At 73.1% G+C, this 21,873-nt stretch carries 22 protein-coding genes and 1 pseudogene; 15 read left to right on the top strand and 8 right to left on the bottom strand.

The features are described from left to right. A pseudogene (locus NF681_09370) lies at window positions 1-597 on the bottom strand (FAD-dependent oxidoreductase). 54 nt (window positions 598-651) lie between these two features. On the opposite strand from NF681_09370, the gene NF681_09365 reads away from it, so the two are divergent. Beyond that, window positions 652-762: a helix-turn-helix domain-containing protein gene (locus NF681_09365; GenBank protein UST55727.1), complete on the top strand. Its 111-nt coding sequence runs from the start codon at window positions 652-654 to the stop codon at window positions 760-762. An 81-nt stretch (window positions 763-843) separates the two neighbouring features. Here the strand turns inward: NF681_09365 and NF681_09360 are convergent, their stop codons facing one another. Next, a complete protein-coding gene (locus tag NF681_09360) occupies window positions 844-1,599 on the bottom strand; it encodes an HAD-IA family hydrolase (protein UST55358.1) in 756 nt (251 codons plus the stop codon). A 15-nt stretch (window positions 1,600-1,614) separates the two neighbouring features. On the opposite strand from NF681_09360, the gene hemH reads away from it, so the two are divergent. The 13 genes from hemH to NF681_09295 all read left to right on the top strand — a co-directional run bounded on the left by hemH (window position 1,615) and on the right by NF681_09295 (window position 14,838). After that, window positions 1,615-2,718: a ferrochelatase gene (hemH, locus tag NF681_09355; GenBank protein UST55357.1), complete on the top strand. Its 1,104-nt coding sequence runs from the start codon at window positions 1,615-1,617 to the stop codon at window positions 2,716-2,718. A gap of 236 nt (window positions 2,719-2,954) precedes the next feature. Beyond that, complete coding sequence (locus NF681_09350; protein ID UST55726.1) at window positions 2,955-4,247, top strand: GTP cyclohydrolase II; 1,293 nt, start codon at window positions 2,955-2,957, stop codon at window positions 4,245-4,247. A gap of 31 nt (window positions 4,248-4,278) precedes the next feature. Next, entirely contained in the window at window positions 4,279-5,613 is a 1,335-nt protein-coding gene (locus NF681_09345) for a URC4/urg3 family protein (protein UST55356.1), read from the top strand. A 65-nt stretch (window positions 5,614-5,678) separates the two neighbouring features. Next, a complete protein-coding gene (upp, locus tag NF681_09340; GenBank protein ID UST55355.1) occupies window positions 5,679-6,320 on the top strand; it encodes a uracil phosphoribosyltransferase in 642 nt (213 codons plus the stop codon). A 69-nt stretch (window positions 6,321-6,389) separates the two neighbouring features. Beyond that, the gene (locus NF681_09335) at window positions 6,390-7,403 is read left to right on the top strand and encodes a BMP family protein (protein ID UST55354.1); all 1,014 of its coding nucleotides are present in this window, start codon (window positions 6,390-6,392) and stop codon (window positions 7,401-7,403) included. Continuing rightward, window positions 7,400-8,383 (top strand): 5'-methylthioadenosine/S-adenosylhomocysteine nucleosidase, encoded by a 984-nt coding sequence (locus NF681_09330; protein UST55353.1) that lies wholly within the window; start codon window positions 7,400-7,402, stop codon window positions 8,381-8,383. The genes NF681_09335 and NF681_09330 overlap by 4 nt, the downstream gene beginning before the upstream one ends. A gap of 16 nt (window positions 8,384-8,399) precedes the next feature. After that, complete coding sequence (locus tag NF681_09325; protein UST55352.1) at window positions 8,400-9,998, top strand: ABC transporter ATP-binding protein; 1,599 nt, start codon at window positions 8,400-8,402, stop codon at window positions 9,996-9,998. Between the two features lie 13 nt (window positions 9,999-10,011). Further along, the gene (locus tag NF681_09320) at window positions 10,012-11,073 is read left to right on the top strand and encodes an ABC transporter permease (protein ID UST55351.1); all 1,062 of its coding nucleotides are present in this window, start codon (window positions 10,012-10,014) and stop codon (window positions 11,071-11,073) included. After that, a complete protein-coding gene (locus NF681_09315) occupies window positions 11,070-11,993 on the top strand; it encodes an ABC transporter permease (GenBank protein ID UST55350.1) in 924 nt (307 codons plus the stop codon). Before NF681_09320 ends, NF681_09315 begins: the two co-directional genes overlap by 4 nt. A 70-nt stretch (window positions 11,994-12,063) precedes the next feature. Beyond that, the gene (locus tag NF681_09310; protein ID UST55349.1) at window positions 12,064-12,705 is read left to right on the top strand and encodes a glutathione S-transferase N-terminal domain-containing protein; all 642 of its coding nucleotides are present in this window, start codon (window positions 12,064-12,066) and stop codon (window positions 12,703-12,705) included. Between the two features lie 38 nt (window positions 12,706-12,743). Continuing rightward, complete coding sequence (locus NF681_09305; protein ID UST55725.1) at window positions 12,744-13,931, top strand: MFS transporter; 1,188 nt, start codon at window positions 12,744-12,746, stop codon at window positions 13,929-13,931. A gap of 114 nt (window positions 13,932-14,045) precedes the next feature. Next, complete coding sequence (locus tag NF681_09300; protein ID UST55348.1) at window positions 14,046-14,219, top strand: hypothetical protein; 174 nt, start codon at window positions 14,046-14,048, stop codon at window positions 14,217-14,219. Between the two features lie 142 nt (window positions 14,220-14,361). Continuing rightward, window positions 14,362-14,838 (top strand): hypothetical protein, encoded by a 477-nt coding sequence (locus tag NF681_09295; protein UST55347.1) that lies wholly within the window; start codon window positions 14,362-14,364, stop codon window positions 14,836-14,838. A gap of 73 nt (window positions 14,839-14,911) precedes the next feature. Here NF681_09295 and NF681_09290 read toward each other — a convergent pair whose 3' ends face one another. Further along, the gene (locus tag NF681_09290; protein UST55346.1) at window positions 14,912-15,382 is read right to left on the bottom strand and encodes a hypothetical protein; all 471 of its coding nucleotides are present in this window, start codon (window positions 15,380-15,382) and stop codon (window positions 14,912-14,914) included. 98 nt (window positions 15,383-15,480) lie between these two features. On the opposite strand from NF681_09290, the gene NF681_09285 reads away from it, so the two are divergent. After that, window positions 15,481-16,644 carry a PQQ-dependent sugar dehydrogenase gene (locus NF681_09285; protein ID UST55345.1) on the top strand — a complete coding sequence of 388 codons (1,164 nt, stop codon included), beginning with the start codon at window positions 15,481-15,483 and terminating at the stop codon, window positions 16,642-16,644. A gap of 37 nt (window positions 16,645-16,681) precedes the next feature. Here the strand turns inward: NF681_09285 and mmsB are convergent, their stop codons facing one another. The 5 genes from mmsB to NF681_09260 are packed head-to-tail and all read right to left on the bottom strand — an operon-like array spanning window position 16,682 to window position 21,820. Then, the gene (gene mmsB / locus NF681_09280) at window positions 16,682-17,578 is read right to left on the bottom strand and encodes a 3-hydroxyisobutyrate dehydrogenase (GenBank protein UST55344.1); all 897 of its coding nucleotides are present in this window, start codon (window positions 17,576-17,578) and stop codon (window positions 16,682-16,684) included. A gap of 33 nt (window positions 17,579-17,611) precedes the next feature. Further along, complete coding sequence (locus NF681_09275) at window positions 17,612-18,745, bottom strand: enoyl-CoA hydratase/isomerase family protein (protein ID UST55343.1); 1,134 nt, start codon at window positions 18,743-18,745, stop codon at window positions 17,612-17,614. After that, window positions 18,742-19,890 (bottom strand): acyl-CoA dehydrogenase family protein, encoded by a 1,149-nt coding sequence (locus NF681_09270; GenBank protein ID UST55342.1) that lies wholly within the window; start codon window positions 19,888-19,890, stop codon window positions 18,742-18,744. Before NF681_09270 ends, NF681_09275 begins: the two co-directional genes overlap by 4 nt. After that, window positions 19,887-20,300 (bottom strand): lysozyme inhibitor LprI family protein, encoded by a 414-nt coding sequence (locus NF681_09265; protein UST55341.1) that lies wholly within the window; start codon window positions 20,298-20,300, stop codon window positions 19,887-19,889. Before NF681_09265 ends, NF681_09270 begins: the two co-directional genes overlap by 4 nt. Next, a complete protein-coding gene (locus NF681_09260; GenBank protein ID UST55340.1) occupies window positions 20,297-21,820 on the bottom strand; it encodes a CoA-acylating methylmalonate-semialdehyde dehydrogenase in 1,524 nt (507 codons plus the stop codon). Before NF681_09260 ends, NF681_09265 begins: the two co-directional genes overlap by 4 nt. Between the last annotated feature and the right edge of the window lie 53 nt (window positions 21,821-21,873).

The following is a 21,873-nucleotide window of genomic DNA, read 5'->3' as shown; positions in this document are numbered from 1 at the left end:
TCAACGCGGCGCCGGGCGCGCGATGGCCCGCGCGAGTTCGACGGCCGACCCGAAGGCCAGGGTGAAGCCCAGGGCGCCGTGGCCGGTGTTGAACAGGACGTTGTCCGGGGCGCCACGGACGCGGCCCGTGATGGGCAGGCCGGTCGGCGTGGCGGGCCTCATCCCGGTCCAGGGCCGTGTGACCTCGAAATCGCCACAGCGCGGGAAGACCGCCCGGGCGGCGTCGACCAGCGTCCGGATCCGGTCGGCGGGAATGCGGTCGTCGTCGCCCACCAGTTCCGCCATGCCGGCCACGCGCAGGCGCGAGCCGATGCCGGCGAACACGATCTTGCGCGCGCTGTCGGTCACGCTCACGGTGGGTGATGTCATCGCCCGACGATCGACGTCCAGGGTGATGCTGTAGCCCTTGAGCGGATACACGGGCAGGCGAACGCCGAGCTGCCGCGCGACGCGCGCGCTCGCTCCGCCCAGGGCGACGACGAACGCTTCGGCCTGCACCGCGCCGGCGTCCGTCCGCACCGACTCGACCCGGCCGCGCCGGACCTCGAACGCCTCGATCGTGGCGGGCGTCACGAACCTCACGCCCCGCGCAACTCGCGCCTCAAGTACGGCCCCTGGCTGCTGACCACGTCGGACTCGCCGGTCAGCGCCATCGCCTACGAGTGCGGCTTCGCCGATGCCTCGCACTTCATCCGGCACTTCCGGCAGCTCTACGGCATGGCGCCGGGACGGATGCGTCGCGAGGTGCTGGCCGGGGGCTGACGTCGGTGGCGGCGGCGCACCGCCGCGCCGGGACGGGCGCGAGGCCGTGGCCCGGCCATCGCGCGGGACCGGACGCCCCGGTCAGCGCGCGCCGAGCGCCCGGCACAGCGCGAGCAGGTCGGGCACGACGAGCTGGGGCCGCGCGCCGTAGGTCCAGGGCTGGCGGTCGTCGCCCGGCTTGCGCGCCAGCCAGGCCGCCTGCATGCCGGCACCCAGCGCGCCCACGACGTCCAGCGCGGCGTCGTCGCCCACGTGCAGGATGGCGTCCGGCGCCAGCCCGAGCGACGCGGCGGCGGCGTGGAAGATCGGCGCGTGCGGCTTGGCGCTGCCGAAGACGTAGGCGCTGAAGGCGCCCTTGAACCAGCGGCCCACGCCGGTCCGGTGGATGTCGGCGTTGCCGTTGGAGATCGCCACCAGCGGGTAGCGCTCGCTCAGCCACTGCAGCGCCGGCGCGGCGTCGTCGTAGAGCACGACGCGCTGGCGCTCGGCGAAGAAGACCTCGAAGGCGGGGTCGGCCACGGCCGGGTCCTCGCCCGCGCGGCGCAGGGCGGCGCGGATCGTCTCGCGCCGCAGCGCGCTCAGGTCGTGGGCGAGGTCGGAGCGCTCGCGGGCCGTGGCCTCGCGCAATTCGCGCAGCACGCCGGGCTCGACCAGCAGCGTGGCGGTCGCCGGGGCCTCCCGCAGCAGGAATTCGTGCAGCACGACCTCGGCCCGCTCGATGGTCGGCCAGATCGGCCACAGGGTGTCGTCCAGGTCCAGCGAGATGCCGGCGATGCGGTCGATGTCGAGGCCGTGGGTGGCGGTCGTGGCCGGGTGCGCCGGTGTCTCGGAGGTCATGCCGCAGAATATCGCATGCTCCCCAACGACCCCGCCGGCGCCCGCGCCGCAGCCCCGGCGCCCGCCGCCGCGCACGTTCCCTCCGCCCTTCCGACCCCCTCCTCCGCACCGCGCACCGCCGTCCTCTGGTGCAACCTCGGATCGCCCGACGCGCCGACGGCGCAGGCCGTCCGGCCCTACCTGTCGCAGTTCCTGCACGACCACCGCGTGGTGGAGATCCCGCGCGCGGTCTGGTGCCTGATCCTGCACGGGATCATCCTGCGCGTGCGCCCGGCCAAGTCGGCCGCCAAGTACGCCAGCATCTGGCTGCCGGAGGGCTCGCCGCTGAAGGTCTGGACGGCGAAGCAGGCGACGCTGCTGGCCGGCTGGCTGGGCGAGCGCGGCCACCAGCTCACGGTGCGCGCGGCGATGCGCTACGCCAACCCGTCGATCGCCTCGCAGCTCGACGCGCTGCAGGCCGAGGGCGTGGCGCGCGTGCTGGTGCTGCAGGCCTACCCGCAGTATTCGGCCACCACCACGGCCAGCGTGATCGACGCCGTCGCCCAGTGGACGCGCACCCAGCGCCACCTGCCCGAACTGCGCTTCGTCAACGACTTCCACGACGACCCGCGCTACATCGATGCCCTGGCGCGCAGCGTCCAGGCCCACTGGCAGCGCCATGGCCGTCCCGACCAGCTGGTGATGAGCTTCCACGGCATCCCCGAGCGCAACATCCGCCTGGGGGACCCCTACCAGTCGCAATGCCTGAACACGGCGCGCCTGCTGGCCGAGCGCCTGGGCCTGTCGGCGCACGACCATCGCGTGACCTTCCAGTCGCGCTTCGGCCGCGCGAAATGGCTGGAGCCCTACACCGAACCGACCCTGCGCGAACTCGGCCGCGCCAAGGTCGGGCGCGTCGACGTGATGTGCCCGGGCTTCCCGGCCGACTGCCTGGAGACGCTGGAGGAGATCGCCATGGAAGGCCGCGAGGCGTTCCTGCACGAGGGCGGGCGCGAGTTCCACTACATCCCCTCGCTCAACGACGATCCGGCCTGGATCACCGCGCTGGCCGGCATCGCCGAGCGGCACCTGGCGGGCTGGCCGACGAAGCCGGAGCCGGCACGGCAGGCGCCTTCCTGACGAACACCTTCGTACCGCATCGGCGCTCCGGCATCGATGCGATACGGCGAATGGCGTACAGCTTCGCTTGCCGTGCCGGTGGACCCTCGGTACATTGCATTTTTTGAGGGCCTGCAATGTCCGTTGACACCGTCTCCGATTCTTCCTCCCCCACCGTTCCACTGCCGATCCCGGCGATCCCATCCCCCCACTTCGACGCCTCGGGCCATGCCGCCGCGGTCCTGCCGGCCATGGCCATGCCGGTGGAGGCCGCCATCTCGCTGAGCCCGTCCTACAACGCGCCGCTGGCGAGCGCGCCGCGCCACATCCGGCTGACCTCGCACTCGAGCGGCTTCGGCGCCCTGCCGATCCGCTGGGGCGCGGCCACGCCGGTTGAGCGCGGTCCGGTCGTCGGCACCACCACCAAGCGCGCGCACCGCAACGTGATCGGCACCCACAGCGGCTCCTACAGCGTCTACCGCGCACTGGCCGTCGCCGCCGGTGCCCTGAAGCGCGAGCACAAGGCCGACCTCACCAACACCTCGCCCACCGATGCCATCGGCCCCTATCCGCAGTGGACCGAGCCGGGCCGCATCGTCTCGCTCGACCCGTGGGGCGCGCTGGTGGCCGACGTCTTCGCCACCGAGCTGGCCGCCGGCTACGACATCCGCCCGACCATCGCCATCACCAAGGCGCACGTGATCCTGCCGGAGGTGATCGAGGCGCTGCAGAGCGGCCGCCTGGTGGCCGACGGCAAGTTCCTCACCGCCGGCGGCGCCGCGCTGGTGACCAAGGCCGCCATCGAGCCCGTGTGGTACCTGCCCGAAGTCGCGCGGCGCTTCGGCTGCTCGGAGACCGACCTGCGCCGCACGCTGTTCGAGGAGACCGGCGGCATGTACCCGGAACTGGTCACGCGCTCGGACCTGGAGGTGTTCCTGCCGCCCATCGGCGGCCAGACCATCTACATCTTCGGCAACCCGCGCGACCTGGCCGATCCGGAGGTCGAGCTGACCGCGCGCATCCACGACGAGTGCAACGGCTCGGACGTCTTCGGCTCCGACATCTGCACCTGCCGCCCCTACCTCACGCACGCCATCGAGGAATGCATCCGCGGCGCCCAGCGCGGCGGCGTCGGCCTCATCGCCTATTCGCGCAAGGAAGGCCGCGCGCTCGGCGAGGTCACCAAGTTCCTGGTCTACAACGCGCGCAAGCGCCAGGTCGGCGGCGACACCGCCGACCAGTACTTCGCCCGCACCGAATGCGTGGCCGGCGTGCAGGACATGCGCTTCCAGGAGCTGATGCCCGACGTCTTCCACTGGCTGGGCATCAAGAAGATCCACCGCCTGGTGTCGATGAGCAACATGAAGTTCGACGCCATCACCGGCTCGGGCATCGAGATCGGCGAGCGCGTGAACATTCCCGACGACCTGATTCCGGCCGACGCCCGCGTCGAGATGGACGCCAAGATGGCGGCCGGCTATTTCACGCCCGGCCCGGTGCCCGACGCCGAGGAACTCAAGAAGGCCAAGGGCCGGGGGCTCGACACGTGAGCCCCGCCCTGCAATCCAAGGAGACAGACGCATGACCACTTCCGATCCCGCCGCGCGCGTCGACGCGGACATCGCCCCCAACTACCGCCAGGCCGGCCCCGCCGTCGGCTACCTGCGCACGGCCGGCGCCGTGCGCGAGCGCGCCGCGGCGCTGCTGGCGCGCGCGCGCCGTGGCGAATCCACCTGGTTCACGATCGGCGCCGACGACGCGCTCGACACCGCCGCCCAGGCCGTGGCCGACGCGGCGCGCGAACGCTATCCGTCCGGGCGCATCCCGTTCCACAGCCGCTGGCGTCATTTCGAGGCCGGCGGGGTGGATCGCCGCGCCCGGCTCGACGCCCTGCTGGGCGAGGATGCGACGCCGCGCGAACGCGCCCGCGCGCAGATCGACCTGGCGCTGGTGAGCGTGCTCCTGGACGCCGGCGCCGGCCCCGACTGGCACTACGTCGAGTCCGCCACCGGCCAGCGCTTCACGCGCTCCGAGGGCCTGGGCGTGGCCAGCTTCCACGCCTTCACGGCCGGCCTGTTCTCCTCCGACGCCGAGCGGCCGCTGCAGGCCGACGCGGCCGGGCTGCGCGCGCTGGTGGGCGACCGCCTGGGCGAGGCGTTCCAGGTCGGCGAAGGCAATCCGCTGGTCGGCCTGGCCGGCCGCACGACCCTGCTGCGCCGGCTCGGCGAGGCGCTGGCCCAGCAGCCGGAGATCTTCGGCCACGACGGCATCTCGCGCCCCGGCGGCCTGTTCGACGCCCTCGTGGGCGCCTACGGCCCGGCCGCGGCACCGACGGCCGAGGTCTCCGCCGAGGAGATCCTGCAGCTGCTGCTGGATTCGCTCTCGCGCATCTGGCCCTCAGGCAACGCCCTCGACGGCGACGTCCTCACCGGCTCGGGCGATCCGGCGCTGGCGCTGGGCGACTGCTGGCCCCACGGCGCGGCGCGCGGCCCGGGCCTGACCGACGGCTGGATGCCGTTCCACAAACTGTCGCAATGGCTGACCTACTCGCTGCTGGAGCCCTTCGAATGGGCCGGCGTGAAGGTGCGCGGCATCGACCAGCTGACCGGCCTGCCCGAATACCGCAACGGCGGCCTGTTCCTGGACACCGGCGTGATCGTGCCGCGCGACGCGGCCTTCCTCGAGGGCACCTGGCAGGTCGGCGACGAGTTCGTCGTCGAATGGCGCGCGCTGACCGTGGCCCTGCTCGACGCGGTGGCGCCGCGCGTGCGCGGCCTGCTGGGCGCGAGCGCCGAGGAGATGCCGCTGGCCTGCGTGCTCGAAGGCGGCACCTGGGCCGCCGGGCGCGCGCTGGCACAGCGCTTGCGAGCCGGCGCGCCAGCCCTGATCATCGAAAGCGACGGCACCGTGTTCTAGGACCGGCCACCCCCCGTCCTCCCGCTCGTCCCCTTCCATCACCGCCTTCCTGTCTGTCGCCTTCCATGAGTCCAAGCACCTCCAACGTCCACGTCATCGACCATCCCCTCGTCCAGCACAAGCTGACCCTCATGCGGCGCAAGGAGGCGTCCACCAACAGCTTCCGGCGCCTGCTCAACGAACTCAGCATGCTGATGGCCTACGAGGTCACGCGCGACATGCCGATGCAGGACATCGAGGTGGAGACGCCGCTGGAGACCATGACCGCCAAGGTCATCGACGGCAAGAAGCTGGTGCTGGTGTCGATCCTGCGCGCGGGCAACGGCATCCTGGAAGGCATGCTCAGCGTGGTGCCCGGCGCGCGCGTGGGCCACATCGGCCTGTACCGCGACCCCAAGACGCTCACCGCCGTCGAGTACTACTTCAAGATGCCCGGCGACATGCAGGACCGCGACATCGTCGTGGTCGACCCGATGCTGGCGACGGGCAACTCGGCCATCGCGGCGGTCGAGCGGCTCAAGGAGATGAGCCCCAAGTCGATCAAGTTCGTCTGCCTGCTGGCCTGCCCCGAAGGCGTCAGGAACCTCCAGGAAGCGCACCCGGACGTGCCGATCTACACCGCCGCCATCGACCGCGAGCTCGACCGCCACGGCTACATCCTGCCGGGCCTGGGCGACGCCGGCGACCGCATCTTCGGCACCAAATAGCACGCGACCCGGGCCCGAGACCGGGCCCGGACCTGCCGACGGATTTTTCAATCGACGAGGAGAAGCATCTTGACCAGACGCCGTGAGTGGATCGTTCGTGGGGCCGCCGTGGCGGCGGGACTGGCGCTGGGCGTGCCGGGCGTCGCCCTGGCGCAGCCGGCGCCGGGGGCGAAGCTGAAGGTCGCGGCCGTCTACACCGTGCCGTTCGAGCAGCAATGGGTCGGGCGCATCCACCAGGCGCTGCAGGCGGCCCAGGCGCGCGGGGAGATCGAGTACAAGGCGACCGAGAACGTGGCCAACGCGGACTACGAGCGCGTGATGCGCGAGTACGCGACGGCCGGCCACCAGTTGATCCTGGGCGAGGTGTTCGGGGTCGAGTCGGCGGCGCGGCGCGTGGCCAAGGACTTTCCGAAGGTGGCCTTCCTGATGGGCTCGTCGCAGAAGCCGCAGGCGCCCAACTTCAGCGTCTTCGACAACTACATCCAGGAGCCGGCCTACCTCTCGGGCATGGTGGCCGGCGGCATGACCAGGACGAACCGCATCGGCATGGTCGGCGGCTTTCCGATCCCCGAGGTCAACCGGCTGATGAACGCCTTCATGGCCGGCGCGAGGGAGACCAACCCGAAGGTCGAGTTCAGCGTCAGCTTCATCAACAGCTGGTTCGATCCGCCCAAGGCCAAGGAGGCGGCCTTCGCCATGATCGACAAGGGCGCCGACGTGATGTATGCCGAGCGTTTCGGCGTCAGCGACGCGGCCAGGGAGAAAGGCAAGCTCGCCATCGGCAACGTGATCGACACCCAGGCCCAGTACCCCGACACGGTGGTCGCCTCGGCGCTGTGGAATTTCGGGCCCTCGGCCGACCGCGCCATCCGCCTGGTGAAGGAAGGCAAGTTCGCCGCCGAGGACTACGGCGTCTACTCGACCATGAAGCACAAGGGCGCCGAACTCGCGCCGCTGGGCACCTTCGCGAAGAAGGTGCCGGCCGCGACGGTGGCCGGCGTGCAGGCGAAGCAGGCCGAGATCCTGGCGGGCACCTTCGTCGTGAAGGTCGACGACACGCCGCCGAAGTCGACCGCGCGATGAGGCGGGCGATCGTCGCGGCCATCGCGGTGCTCGCGGGCCTGCTCGCGGGCTGCGCGACCACGCTGCCCGCGACGCCCGCGACGCCCGCCACAGGGTCGGCGTCGCCGGCCGCGGCGGCGAGCGCCGCCGACCACGGGGCGCGCCTGGACACCGTGCCGCGCATCGCCGTCGTCTCGGCCTTCGCGCCCGAACTCGCGCTGCTGCGCGCCCGGCTGGCCGATCCCGTCGCGCACCGCGTCCACGGCGTCGAGTTCACGACCGGCACGCTGCAGGGCCACCCGGTGGTCCTGTTCCTGTCGGGCATCAGCATGACCAACGCGGCCTTGAACGCGCAGCGCGCCCTCGACCGCTTCGTGCTCACGCACCTCGTCTTCAGCGGCATCGCCGGCGGGGTCGATCCGTCGCTGCGCATCGGCGACGTGGCGGTGCCGGCGCAGTGGGGCTCCTACCTCGAATCGCTGTTCGCGCGCGAGACCGCGCCCGGACGCTTCACCGCCCCGCGCACCAGCAAGGACGCGGGCTTCGCCGCCTTCGGGATGATCCATCCGCGCGCGGTCGGCGTGCGCTCGGCGCGCGGCGCCGAGGAGCGGTTCTGGTTCGAGGTCGACCCGGCCATGCTGGCCGTCGCGCGCGGGCTGGCGCCGGACGTCGCGCTGAACCGCTGCGACGCCGCCATGCGCTGCCTGGGCACGCGGCCGAAGCTGGTGGTGGGCGGCAACGGCGTCTCGGGTGCGGCCTTCGTCGACAACGCGGCGTTCCGCGAATACGCCCACGCCACCTTCGGCGCCCGCGTGCTCGACATGGAGACCTCGGCCGTCGGCCAGGTGGCGTGGAGCAACGGCGTGCCCTTCATCGCCTTCCGCTCGCTCAGCGACCTGGCCGGCGGCGGCGCGGGCGACAACGAGATGCACGCCTTCATGAACCTCGCGGCGGACAACTCGGCCCGGGTGCTGCTGGCCTTCCTGGCCGCCTGGCGCTGAAGCGGGAGGCGCGGCGGTGACGGCAGCGACGCCCCCGGAAAGTTTCGTCGGCGTGCCCGCCGCCGGACCGCCCCCGGTGCTGCGCATCGAGGGCATCACCAAGCGCTTCGGCCCGCTGCTCGCCAACGACGCCATCTCGCTGACCCTGCACGCCGGCGAGGTGCTGGCCCTGCTGGGCGAGAACGGCGCGGGCAAGTCGACGCTGATGTCGATCCTGTTCGGCCACTACACGGCCGACGCCGGACGCATCGAGGTGTTCGGCCGGCGCCTGCCGCCGGGCCACCCGAAGGCCGCGCTGGCCGCGGGCATCGGCATGGTGCACCAGCACTTCGCCCTGGCCGACAACCTCAGCGTGCTGGACAACGTGCTCATGGGCACCGAGCCGCTGTGGCGGCCGTTCTCGCGCCGCGCCCGGGCGCGCGCGCGGCTGCACGAGGTGGCGGGCCGCTTCGGCCTGCCGGTGCTGCCCGACGCCCGCGTGGGCGACCTGTCGGTGGGCGAGCGCCAGCGGGTGGAGATCCTGAAGGCGCTCTACCGGGGCGCCCGCATCCTGATCCTGGACGAACCGACCGCCGTGCTCACGCCGCAGCAGGCCGAGTCGCTGTTCGCCACCCTCGCGCGCATGGTGGCGCAGGGCCTGTCCATCGTCTTCATCAGCCACAAGCTGCCGGAGGTGCTGCGCGTGTCGCACCGCGTCGCGGTGCTGCGCGGCGGCCGGCTGGTGGCGCAGGCGCGCGCGGCCGATACCACGCAGGCCGAACTGGCGCGCTGGATGGTCGGCCACGCGGTGACCGCGCCGCCCCGGCACCGCGCGCCGCCGGGCCCGGGCGAGGCGGTCTGCGTGCTCGACCGCGTCGACACCGGAGGCGCCGGCGACGACCGGCTGGAGGAGGCCTCGCTGACCCTGCGCGCCGGCGAGATCGTCGCCGTCGCCGGGGTGTCGGGCAACGGTCAGGTCGCGCTGGCCGAACTGCTGTGCGGCCTGCGGCGCGCCACGGCCGGGACGGTGCGGCTGCTGGGCCGGCCCCTGCCGCCCTCGCCGGCCGACGTGGTGGCGCTGGGCGTGGCGCGCGTGCCGGAGGACCGCCACGCCGTCGGCACCGTCGGCGATCTGCCGGTGTGGGAGAACGCGGTGTCGGAGCACCTGCGCGGCGACGCGTTCTCGCGCCGGCTGCTGCCGGGCGTGCGCTGGGTGCGCCGCGACGCCGCGCGGGCCCACGCACGGCGCATCGAGGCCGCCTACGACGTGCGCGGCGCCGGACTCGACGCGCCGGCCCGGTCGCTGTCGGGCGGCAACATGCAGAAGCTGATCCTCGGCCGCGCGCTGACGGCGCCCGGGCCGGTCGCGGGGACCTGGAACGGCACCCCGCCGCGCCTGATCGTGGCCCACCAGCCGACCTGGGGGCTGGACGTCGGCGCCGTCGCGTACGTGCACGCGCAGCTGCTGGCCGCGCGCGACGCCGGCGCGGCCGTGCTGGTGATCTCCGACGACCTCGACGAGGTGCTGGCGCTGGGCGACCGCGTGGCGGTGATGCACGGCGGCGAGCTGGGCGTGGCGCACCCGGCCGCGCACTGGACTCGCCAGTCGATCGGCCTGGCCATGGCGGGCGCCTGAGCGCCCGGTCCCGATGCGACTCGAACGCCGCCCCGCCACCTCCCGCGCCGCCCTGGTGCTCGCGCCGGTGGGCGCGGTCGCCTTCACGCTGGCGGTCAGCGCGCTGCTGGTGCTGTGGGCCGGGGCGCCGGTCGGGCGCACCTACGCGCTGCTGCTGCAGGGCGGCTTCGGGTCGGTGTTCGCCTGGAGCGAGACGCTCACGCGCGCGACGCCGCTGATCCTCACCGGGCTCGCCGCGGCGGTCGCCTTCCGGGCGCGGCTGTTCAACATCGGCGCCGAGGGCCAGCTCTACGCCGGCGCGCTGGCCGCCGTGGCGGTGGGCGGCATGCACGGCGGCGAGGGCTTCGCGCTCACCCCCTGGCTGCTGTTCCCGCTGGCGATGGCCGCCGCCGCCGTGGCCGGCGCGCTGCTGCTGCTCGGCCCGGCGCTGCTCAAGCGCCACCTGGGCGTCGACGAGGTGGTGACCACGCTGCTGCTGAACTTCATCGTGCTGCTGGGCGTGTCGGCTCTGCTCGACGGGCCGATGAAGGACCCCTCGGCGATGGGCTGGCCGCAGAGCGTGCCGCTCCAGGGCGTGCTGGAACTCGGCCGGCTGGTGGCGCAGACGCGCGTGCACACCGGGCTGCTGGTGGCGCTGGCGCTGGCCGTGACGGCATGGGCGTGGGTGCGTTGCACGGTCGCGGGCTTCGACCTGCGCGCGGTCGGCGCCAACGCGCGGGCGGCGGAATTCGCGGGCGTGCCGGTGACCCGCACGGTGGTCGCGGTGGCCCTGGTCTCCGGCGCGCTGGCCGGGCTGGCCGGCGCCATCGAGGTCGCCGGGCGGACCGGCTACGTCACGCTCGACCTGTCGCCGGGCTACGGCTACACGGGCATCGTGATCGCCATGCTGGCCGGGCTGCATCCGCTGGGCGTGGTGGCCGCGGCGGTGTTCGTGGCCGGCGTGCTGGTGGGCGCGGACACCATGAGCCGCGCCGTGGGCGTGCCGACCTACATCGCCGACGTGATCGTCGCGACCGCGCTCATCGCGGTGCTGGTGGCGACGCTGCTCGCGCAGTTCCGGGTGCGGCTGAGATGAACGAGGTCCTCGACCTGCTCGCCGGCGCGCCGTTCTGGATCGCCACGCTGCGCATCGCCACGCCACTGATCCTGGGCACGCTGGGCGTGCTGCTGTGCGAGCGCGCGGGCGTGCTCAACCTGGGCATCGAGGGGATCATGGTCGCGGGCGCGTTCTGCGGCTGGCTGGCGGTTTACCTGGGACTGCCGCTGTGGGGCGGGGTCGCGGTGGCGGCGCTCGCGGGCGCGCTGTTCGGGCTGCTGCACGCGTTCCTCACCGTGGGGCTGGCGCTGTCGCAGCACGTCTCGGGCCTCGGGATCACGCTGCTGGCGACCGCGCTGAGCCACTACGGCTACCGGGTGAGCTTTCCGAAGGTGAGCACGCCGCCCACCGTGACGCCGTTCGCGCCGATGGACTGGCTGCCGGTTCCCGTGCTCGGCGCCCAGACGGCGCTGACCCTGCTGGCCCTGCTGCTGGTGCCGCTGGTGGCCTGGGTGCTCGCGCGCACGCCGGCCGGGCTGGCCGTGCGCATGGTCGGCGAGAACCCGCACGCGGCCGAGAGCCAGGGCGTGTCGGTCGCGGCCACGCGCACGGCGGCCATCGTCGCGGGCTCGGCGCTGATGGGCGTGGCGGGGGCCTTCCTCACGCTGTCGGCCTTCAACGCCTTCTTCTTCAACATGGTCAACGGCCGCGGCTGGATCTGCGTCGCGCTGGTGGTGTTCGCCTCGTGGCGACCGGGCAAGGCGCTGCTGGGGGCGCTGCTGTTCGCCTTCTTCGACGCCCTGCAGCTGCGCCTGCAGCAGTCGGGCGAGGCCGCGCTGCCCTACCAGCTCTACCTGATGCTGCCGTACGCGCTGTCGATCCTCGCGCTGGTGCTGGTCGCGCGCAAGGCCAGCTATCCGCAGGCGCTGATGAAGCCCTATCGCCAAGGCGAACGCTGACGCGCGGCGGGCGTGGTCGAATGGGCGCCGGATGTCTCCCGTCCGCTTCTTCCTTCGAAAACGCACCTCCATGATCACGCTCTACACCTGGACCACGCCCAACGGCCGCAAGATCTCCATCCTGCTCGAGGAGCTCGGCCTGCCCTACGCCGTGCGGCCGATCGACATCGGCAAGAACGAGCAGTTCTCGCCCGAGTTCCTCGCGGTGTCCCCCAACAACAAGATCCCCGCCATCATCGACGACGCGGCCGAGGGCGGCGCGCTGTCGATCTTCGAGAGCGGCGCCATCCTCACCTACCTGGCCGACACCCACGGTCGGGGCCGCTTCCTCGCGCCCTCGGGCGCGGCGCGCTGGAAGGCGCTGGAATGGCTCAACTGGCAGATGGGCGGCCTGGGCCCGATGCTCGGCCAGCTCGGTTTCTTCGCCGTGCGTTCCAAGGAAAAGGCGCCGCTGGCCATCGCCCGCTTCACCGAGGAAGCCGACCGCCTGCTCGGCGTGATGGACCGCCAGCTCGCCCGGCACCCCTACCTGGCGGGCGACGACTACACCATCGCCGACATCGCCTGCTACGGCTGGAGCGTCGCGGCCACCACCTTCCTGAAGGACGCGCTGGCCGGATCGCTGGCGACCAAGCTGAACTTCCACCGCTGGCTCGCCGAGGTCGGCGCGCGCCCGGCGGTGCAGCGCGGGATGGCGGTGCCCAAGGGGTGAGCGCGATTCCGGCGCCCGCCACGGGCGGCACGGACGGCATGCGCGGCATCCGCGCCCTCACCTTCGCCTTCGCGCTGAGCCAGTTCTTCCGCACCTGCCTGGCCGTCATCGCACCGGAGCTGCAGCACGACCTGGCCCTGTCGCCGGCGGGTTTCGGCGCGCTGTCCTCGTCCTTCTTCCTGGCCTTCGCGGTGGCGCAGATCCCGGTGGGGATCGCCTTCGACCGCTATGGCGTCGGCCGGCCGACGCGGCTGCTCACGGCACTGGGCGTGGTGGCGGCGGTGCTCTTCGTCGTGGCGCCGGGCGGCGGCACGGCGATGGTGGCGCAGGCCGGGCTCGGCCTGGCGTGCGCGCCGGTCTTCATGGGGCTGATGCACTTCGCCTCGGAGCAGCTGCCGGCGTCGCGCTACGCGACGGTGGTCAGCCGTGCCAACGCGCTGTCCATGCTCGGTGCCCTGTGCGCGACGGCGCCGCTGGGCTGGGCCGCGCACCGCTTCGGCTGGCGCGCGGCCCTGGCGGTGGCCGCGGTATGCATGCTGGCCGCCTGCACGGGCATCTGGCGCCACGTGCGCGACGCCGGCCACGCCGAGGCGCGCGCCGAGCGCCCCGTCGCGCTGCTCGCGGGCAGCCTGCGCCTGCTGGGCATCCCGGCGATGTGGACGCTGATCCCGCTGTGCGTGGCGATGGCCGCGGGCACGACCTTCCGCAACGCCTGGGGCGGGCCGTACCTCGCCGACGTCTTCGCGCTGGGCACCGACGCGCGCGGCCTGGCGCTGGCGGTCGTGAGCCTGGGCGGCTTCGGCGCCGCCCTGCTGCTGCCGATGCTGATGCGGCGCCTGTCGCTGCGCGCCGCCGTGCTCGCCTGGTCGCTGCTGCCGCTGGCCTGCGGCGCGACCCTGGCCGCGTGGCCCGATTCGGGCCTGTGGCCGGGCGTCGCGCTGCTGACGGGCCTGGCGACGATCGGCATGGTGCATCCGCTGGTGATGGCGCACGGACGCGGCCTGGTGGCGCCGGCCCTGCGCGGGCGCGGACTGGGCGTGCTCAACACCTTCGTCTTCCTGGGCTCGGCGGTGACCTCGTGGACCTTCGGGCAGATCGCCGACGCCAGCGAACGCCATGGCTGGAGCGCGGCGTCGACGTACGCCTGGATCTTCCTGTGCGCGACGACCGTCGTGGCCGTCGGCGTGGCGCTCTACGCGCGCAGTCCCCGGCCGGCACCGGTCTGACGCGGCGCCCGCACCGGGCCGCCGCGCCCTCCTACGCCGACCGCGCGGCGGCGCCGACACGGGCCGCCACCCGGCGCGACCTACCGTGCCTGCTCCACTTCCAGGAGCACCCCCATGACCGCCGCCAAGAAGAAACCCGGCCTCTACGCCAACATCCACGCCAAGCAGGAACGCATCAAGCACGGCAGCGGCGAGCACATGCGCGAACCGGGCGCCGAGGGCGCGCCGAAGAAGGAGGATTTCGACCAGGCCGAGAAGACCGCGAAGCACGGCCACGAGAAGAAATAGGCGGATCGCGGACGCGGACGCCGTCGCCCATGGGCGTTCCCGCGCCGCCATCGCTTCCTACACGCCTTCGCGTGTCCGGCCCCTGTCCGCGCCCGCGGCCGCTCGCGACCATCGGGCGCTCGACCCTCACCCGGACCGTCCCATGATTTCCTGTCGCCTGCTCTTTTCCGCCCTGATCGGCGCCGTCGCCAGCGCGCGCTCCATGACCCCGATGGCCGGCCTCGCGGCGGCGCGCCTCGCCGGCCACGCCACGCCCGGCGGACTCGCGCTGCTGGACCGGCCGCTGTTCAAGTACGGCGCCCTGGCGATGGGCGTGGGGGAACTGTTCGGCGACAAGATGAAGAACGCGCCGGACCGCACCGTCTTCCTCGGCCTGCTCGCGCGCGTGGCGAGCGCGGGCATCGCGGGCGCGGCGCTGGCGCCGCGCGGCGACGAGAAGCGCGGCGCCGCGGTGGCGGTCGCCACCGCCGTGCCGCTGGCCTACCTGACCCTGGCCGGCCGCAAGCGGGCGATGGCGCGCCTCGGGCAGACGCGCAGCGGCCTGATCGAGGACGCGCTCGTCGTCGCGGCCGGCGTGGCCGTCGTGGCCCTGGCGATCCGGCGCAACGAGCGCGGGTGAGTCGCTCGGGCGACGCGGCCGGGGCGGCCCGACGCCGGCGCGGACTCACCGCCGCCGTCCACCGCACGCTTCGTCATGGCCTCGGACGCGTCCAGCGCGTGTACAGCAGGCCGCCCAGCACGCCACCGAGCACCATCGCCATCGTCCCGCCCCAGCCGCGCGTGGCATCGATGAAGACCGGCATCGGCGCGACGGCATCGGCGAAGGCGAACGCCGTGCCCAGCGCCACGCCCGCCGCGACCGGGAACAGCACCGGTCGCCAGGCCCGCGCACGCCGGGCCAGCGCGCCCGCCACGGCGAAGGCCGGCACCCAGGCGACGAGCACGATCGCCGCGTAGACCGGGCCGAAGCCCATCAGATCCTGCAGCGTGGTGCGCAGCCGCAGGTCCCAGGGCATCGCGACGCCCAGGGCCACCAGCGCGTTCATCGTGACCTGCGTCTGGGCCACCGACCCCCAGGCCGCCGCCACCAGCGCCGCGCCGAGGAACGCCGCGACGGTGCGCCGCCAGGGTCTGGCGGACAGGGGGGTGCGGCGTGGGGACATGCGGAATTTCCTGGGAAGGGTGTGTGATAACCGCAAGCCCCACCGGGCCGGCGACGGCCCCGGCGGGCCCCTCTGCTTTTCTCCATCGAGGATATCGAATGCATCATCGTCCGCGCCGCCCGTCCCTCGCGATCGTCATGACACTCGCGGGCGCGAGCTGGCTGGCCGGCGCGCCGGCGCGGGCGGCCGGTCCGTCGACCGATGTCGCGCCGCGCGCCGCCTACCGCATCGAGTCCGTCGCCGACGGGCTCGACCACCCCTGGTCGCTGGCCACCCTGCCCGACGGGCGGCTGCTGGTGACCGAACGCCCCGGACGCCTGCGCGTCGTCGAGCGCGACGCGGCCGGCGGCTTCCGCCTGCGCGCCGCGCCGGTGGAGGGCGTGCCGGCGGTGCTGGCCGAGGGCCAGTCGGGCCTGTTCGACGTCATGCTCGATCCGGACTTCGCCGCCAACGGCGTGCTCTACCTGTCCTTCGCGCACGGCACGCCGTCGGCCAACCACCTGCGCGTGGTGCGGGCGCGCTTCGACGGCGCGCGGCTGCACGACGTGCGCGCGATCTTCACCTCGCGGCCCGCGAAGTCGCACACGCAGCATTTCGGCGGGCGCATGGCGCTGCTGGCCGACGGCACGCTGGTCGTGGGCATGGGCGACGGCAACCTGGAGCGCACCGACGCGCAGCGCCTCTCGACGCACCTGGGCAAGATCGTGCGCGTCGGCCGCGACGGCGGCGTGCCGGCGGACAACCCCTTCGTCGGCCGCGCGGGCGCCCTGCCGGAGATCTACAGCCTCGGCCACCGCAACCCGCAGGGCATGGTGAGCCTGCCGGCGCGGGGCGCGCTCTACGCGCACGAGCACGGCTCCAAGGGCGGCGACGAGCTCAACCGCATCGAGCCCGGCGCCAACCACGGCTGGCCGGTCACCACCGGCGGCGTCGACTACACCGGTGCGCGCATCACGCCCTACCGCACCTACCCGGGCGTCACCCCGCCGCTGGTCGAGTGGACGCCGTCGATCGCGCCGGCCGGCATGGCGCACTACGACGGCCCGATGTTCCCGGCCTGGCGCGGCAGCCTGTTCGTGACCGCGCTGAAGGAGAAGAGCGTGCGCCGCGTGCCGCTGGCCGGCGGCGTGCCGGGCCCGCAGGAGACGCTCTTCACCGAACTCGACGAACGCCTGCGCGACGTGCGCGCCGCCCCCGACGGCGCGCTCTACCTGCTGACCGACGCCCGGGAGGGGCGCGTCCTGCGCGTCACGCCGCGCTGAGGCCGGCGTCGTCGGCCGGTACCGGCCGGCGCGCGGCTCAGGCCGGCTTCTGGAACGACTTGATGACGCTGGAGAAGTCCAACGCGCCGTGCCCGGCCAGGCTGTGCGCGGCATACAGGTTGCGCGCCAGGCCGCCCAGCGGCGTGGCGGCGCGCACGGCGGCGGCGTTCTCCTGCGCGAGGCCCAGGTCCTTGAGCATCAGGTCGGTGCCGAAGCCCCCGGCATAGCCCTTGGCGGCGGGTGCCGTCTCCATCACGCCCGGCAGCGGGTTGTACTTCTCCAGCGCCCAGTTGCCGCCCGAGCTGCGCCGCATGATCTCCGAGAGCACCTTCGGATCGAGTCCGTTGGCCACGCCCAGGGCGATGGCTTCGGACGTGCCGATCATCAGGATGCCCAGGAGCATGTTGTTGCAGATCTTGGCGGTCTGGCCGGCGCCGGCCTCGCCGGCGTGGAACACGTTGGCGCCCATCGCCTCCAGCAGGGGCCGGGCGCGTTCGAGGTCGGCCGCCGCGCCGCCGACCATGAAGGTCAGCGTGCCGGCGATGGCGGCGCCGGTGCCGCCGGAGACCGGCGCGTCGATCACGGCCAGCCCGCGCGCCGCGCCGGCGGCGGCCACCCTGCGCGAGGTGGCCGCGGCGATGGTGCTGCTGTCGACGACCAGCGCGCCGGGCGCGATCGATTCGAGCAGGCCCGCCCGGCCGTCGGCGCCGAAGTAGAGCGCGTCGACGTGCGCGCTGGCCGGCAGCATGCTGACCACGGCCTCGGCGCCCTCCACCGCGTCGGCGGCCGTCGCGGCGATGAACACGCCCTCGGACGCCAGCCGGTCGCAGGCCTCGCCGGAAAGGTCGAAAGCGGTCAGGGCATGGCCGGCCTTGTGCAGGTTCAGCGCCATCGGGCCGCCCATGTGGCCCAGGCCGATGAAAGCGATCTTCATGTGTGTCTCCGTGGATGCTTGGTTCGATGCGGCTCAGCGCAGGGCGGCGAGTTCGGGCGCCATGTCGCCGCGCGCCCGCAGGTGGTCGTCGATGAAGTCCGGCGTGATCTCGTCGAGCGTCGCGGGGTTCCAGCGCGGGTTGCGGTCCTTGTCGACCAGTACGGCGCGGATGCCCTCGGCGAAGTCGGCATGGGCGCAGCAGCCGAGCGAGGCCTGGTATTCGAGCCGGAACACCTCGGCCAGCGACATGCGCGGCACGCGCTGCCACAGCGCCCAGGACAGCGCCACCGAGCTCGGCGCGCCACGCACGTAGGTCTTGGCGGCGGTCTGCAGCCAGGGGTCGTCGCTGCGTCCGGGCAGCGCGCGCAGGCGGTGGTCGATCTCGCCCAGGTCGTCGCCGGCCAGGGTGGCGTTGACGAGGTCGAGGTGCTCGCGCAGCTTCGACGCCGGCAGGACCGCGCCCTCCCCGGCCTGGGCCAGCAGCGTCGACAGCAGCGCGCGGTCGGCCTGCGGCTCGCCGCGCCAGGGCGCCGTCGAGACGGCCTCGAGCACCCGCGCCTTGGCCGCCTGCGGCACCATCACGTCGGCCAGGCCGCAGAAGATCGCGTCGGCCGCGTTCAGCGGCGCGGCCGTGAAGGCCAGGAACAGTCCCGTGCGCCCGGGCATGCGGCGCAGGAACCAGCTGCCGCCGACGTCCGGATAGAGGCCGATGCTGACCTCGGGCATCGCCACGCGGCTGCCTTCGGTGACGACGCGGTGCGACGCCCCCGCCAGCAGGCCGACGCCGCCGCCCATGACGATGCCGTGGCCCCAGCCGAGGAACGGCTTCGGGTACGTGTGGATCAGGTGGTCGAGCTCGTACTCCTCGCCGAAGAAGCGCTCGGCATAGGCGTTGCGCTGCGCCTTGCGCTCCAGCAGGGTCCGGTAGAGCGCGCGCAGGTCGCCGCCGGCGCAGAACGCCTTCTCGCCCGCCGCGTCCAGCAGCACGCCGACGATGCCGTCGTCGGCCGCCCAGGCGCGCAGTTGCGGCGTCAGCAGCCGCACCATGTCCACCGACAGGGCGTTGAGCGAGGCCGGCGCGTTCAGCGTGGCGACGCCAAAGTGCCGGCCGCCGGCGGTCGGCAGGGTCCTGAAGAGAACGACGGCGTCGTTCGCGGGATCGGTCATCGGATGTCCTTGTCGAGGACCTTGCGCGCCACGATGACCCGCATGATCTCGTTGGTGCCTTCGAGGATCTGGTGCACGCGCGTGTCGCGCACCAGCCGCTCCAGCGGAAAGTCGGCCAGGTAGCCGTAGCCGCCATGCAGCTGCAGGGCGTCGTTGCAGACCTTGAAGCCGACGTCGGTGGCGAAGCGCTTGGCCATCGCGCAGTAGGTGGAGGCGTCGGGATGCGCGGCGTCGAGCTTGCTCGCGGCCAGGCGCACCATCTGCCGCGCGGCGACGAGTTCGGTCGCCATGTCGGCGAACCTGAACTGCAGCGCCTGGAAGCTCGCGAGCGGCTGGCCGAACTGCCTGCGGTCGTGCAGGTAGGCGCGCGCGGCGTCGAGCGCCCCCTGGGCCGCGCCGACCGAACAGGTCGCGATGTTGACGCGTCCGCCGTCGAGCCCCTTCATGGCGATGCGGAAGCCCTCGCCCTCGGCGCCCAGCAGGTGGTCCGCCGGCACGCGCACGCCGTCGAAGGCGATGGTGCGCGTGGGCTGGCTGTTCCAGCCCATCTTGTGTTCCTTCTTGCCGTAGCTCACGCCGGGCGCGTCGGCCGGCACCGCGAAGGCCGAGACCCCGCCGCCCCCGCCGCCGCCGGTGCGCGCCATGACGATCAGCACGTCGGTCGCGCCGGCGCCGGAGATGAAGGCCTTGCCGCCGTCGACGACCCAGGCGTCGCCGTCGCGGCGCGCCCGCGTCTTCAGCGCGGCCGCGTCGGAGCCCGCGCCCGGCTCCGTCAGGCAATAGGAGCCGAGCCGGCGCCCGCTCGCGAGGTCCTCGCCCCAGCGCTCGCGCACGGCGTCGCCGCCCCAGGTGCCCAGCATCCAGGCGACCATGTTGTGGATCGTGAGGAAGGCGGTGGTCGACGGGTCGACCGCGGCCATCTCCTCGAACACCAGCGTGGCGTCCAGGCGCGGCAGCGCGAGGCCGCCGATGCGCTCCGGCGCGTAGAGGCCGCACAGCCCCAGTTCACCGGCCTTCGCGATGGCCTCGCGCGGGAAAACGGACTCGGCGTCCCAGCGCGCGGCGTGCGGCGCGAACTCGGCGGCGGCGAAGTCGCGCGCGGTCTGCGCGAAGGCGAGCTGTTCCTCGGACGGTTCGAAATTCATCGGCGGCCCTTCCAGGCTTCGAGTTCGGTGGTTCGTTCGCGGCTCGCCTTCTCCAGGCAGGCGTGGAACACGAGCGGCCAGATCGAGCCGCCCTCGCTGGCGCGTGCCTCGGTCTTGCAGGCGGGGTCGCGCCGACGCAGCCAGTCGCGCTGTTCCTTGCGCAACGCGACGCGCGGCGCGGTGGGCAGCTCGGCCATGACCTCGCGGTAGCGGATGTTGAGCGCGGCGTCGGCGGCGCGGAAGTCGCGCACGGCGCAGGCGTTCATCTGCTGCTGGTTGCCGTCGGGCCGGCAGGCGGACGGATCGGCGTCGTCGGCCGCGCCGGCGAGCCCGGCGCCGCACAGCACCAGGACGGCCAGCGCGCGCGCCGCCGCCACCGCCGTCGCCGGTCGTCGCGGTGCGCCGCTCACTTCAGGCTGATGGTCGTGTTGACGCCCTGGCCCAGGCTGGCGTCGTCGAACCAGCGCGCCGTCACGGTCTTGGTCTGCGTGTAGAACATGACCACCTGCTTGCCGTAGGGGCCGAGGTCGCCGAGCTTGGAGGCGCGCGAGCCGGTGAAGGAGAACATCGGCACCGGCACCGGGATCGGCACGTTGATGCCGACCTGGCCGACGTCGATCTCCTCCTGGAAGCGTCGCGCCGCGGCGCCGGACTGCGTGAAGATCGCCGTGCCGTTGCCGTTGGGATTGTCGTTGATCATGGCGATGGCCTCGTCCAGGGTCTCCGCGTTGGCCGTGCACAGCACGGGGCCGAAGATCTCCTGCTCGTAGATCGTCATGCCGGGCACGACGTCGGCGAACACGGTCGGGCCGACGAAGTTGCCGCGCTCGTAGCCCGGCACGGTGGGGTTGCGGCCGTCCAGGGCCAGCGTGGCGCCGTCGGCCACCCCGCGTTCGATCAGGCCGTTGACGCGCTCGTAGGCGGCGCAGGACACCAGCGGGCCGACGTCGACGCCCTTGTCGGTCCCGGCGCCGATCCGGAGCGTCTTCGCCTTGGCCACCAGGTCGGGCACCCAGTCTCGCGCCTCGCCCACCAGCACCGCCACCGACACCGCCATGCAGCGCTGCCCGGCGGCGCCGAAGCTCGCGCCGGCCAGCGCGTTCAGGGTCTGCTCCTTGTTGGCGTCGGGCATCACGATGGCGTGGTTCTTCGCGCCCATCATGCATTGCACGCGCTTGCCGGTGGCCGAGGCGCGGTGGTAGACGTGGGTGCCGACCCTGGTCGAGCCGACGAAGGAGATCGCCTTGATGTCGGGGTGGTCGCAGATGGCGTTGACCACCGCCTCGCCGCCATGCACGACGTTGAGCACGCCCGGGGGCACGCCGGCCTCGAGCGCCAGCTCGCACAGGCGCATGGTGACCATCGGGTCCTGCTCGGAGGGCTTGAGCACGAAGGTGTTGCCCGTGGCGATGGCCATCGGGAACATCCACAGCGGGATCATGGCCGGGAAGTTGAACGGCGTGATGCCCGCGCACACGCCCAGCGGCTGCAGCAGCGTGTACGTGTCGACGCCGTTGGCGACGTTGTTGGCCAGCTCGCCGAGCTGCAGGTTGCCGATGCCCGATGCGTGCTCGACCACCTCCAGCCCGCGGAAGACATCGCCCTCGGCGTCGGGCAGGGTCTTGCCCTGCTCGGCCGTCAGGATGGCGGCGAGCTCGCCCATGTGCTCGCGGATGAGCTGCTGGTACTTCAGGAAGATGCGCGAACGCGCGCCCACGGGCGTCTTGCGCCAAGTCTTGAACGCGCCCTGCGCCGAGGCCACGGCCGCATCGACCTCGTCGGCGGTCGCGAAGGGCACGCGCGCGAGCACCTCCTGGGTGGCCGGATTGACGACGTCGCGCCATTCGGTGGTGGTCGATTCGACGAACTTGCCGCCGATCAGCAGCTTGACGGTGGCGACCTCGACGGTCGGCGTGGTGGTGGCGTCCATGGGGAATGTCTCTTTCGTTGGCGGGATCACGGAATGCGGGCCATGCTAGCTTT

This window comes from Comamonadaceae bacterium OTU4NAUVB1, from assembly GCA_024372625.1.
Taxonomy (GTDB): Bacteria; Pseudomonadota; Gammaproteobacteria; order Burkholderiales; family Burkholderiaceae_C; genus Variovorax.
The sequence above is the reverse complement of the archived record's forward strand: the minus strand, read 5'-3'. Positions and strand labels throughout refer to the sequence as shown.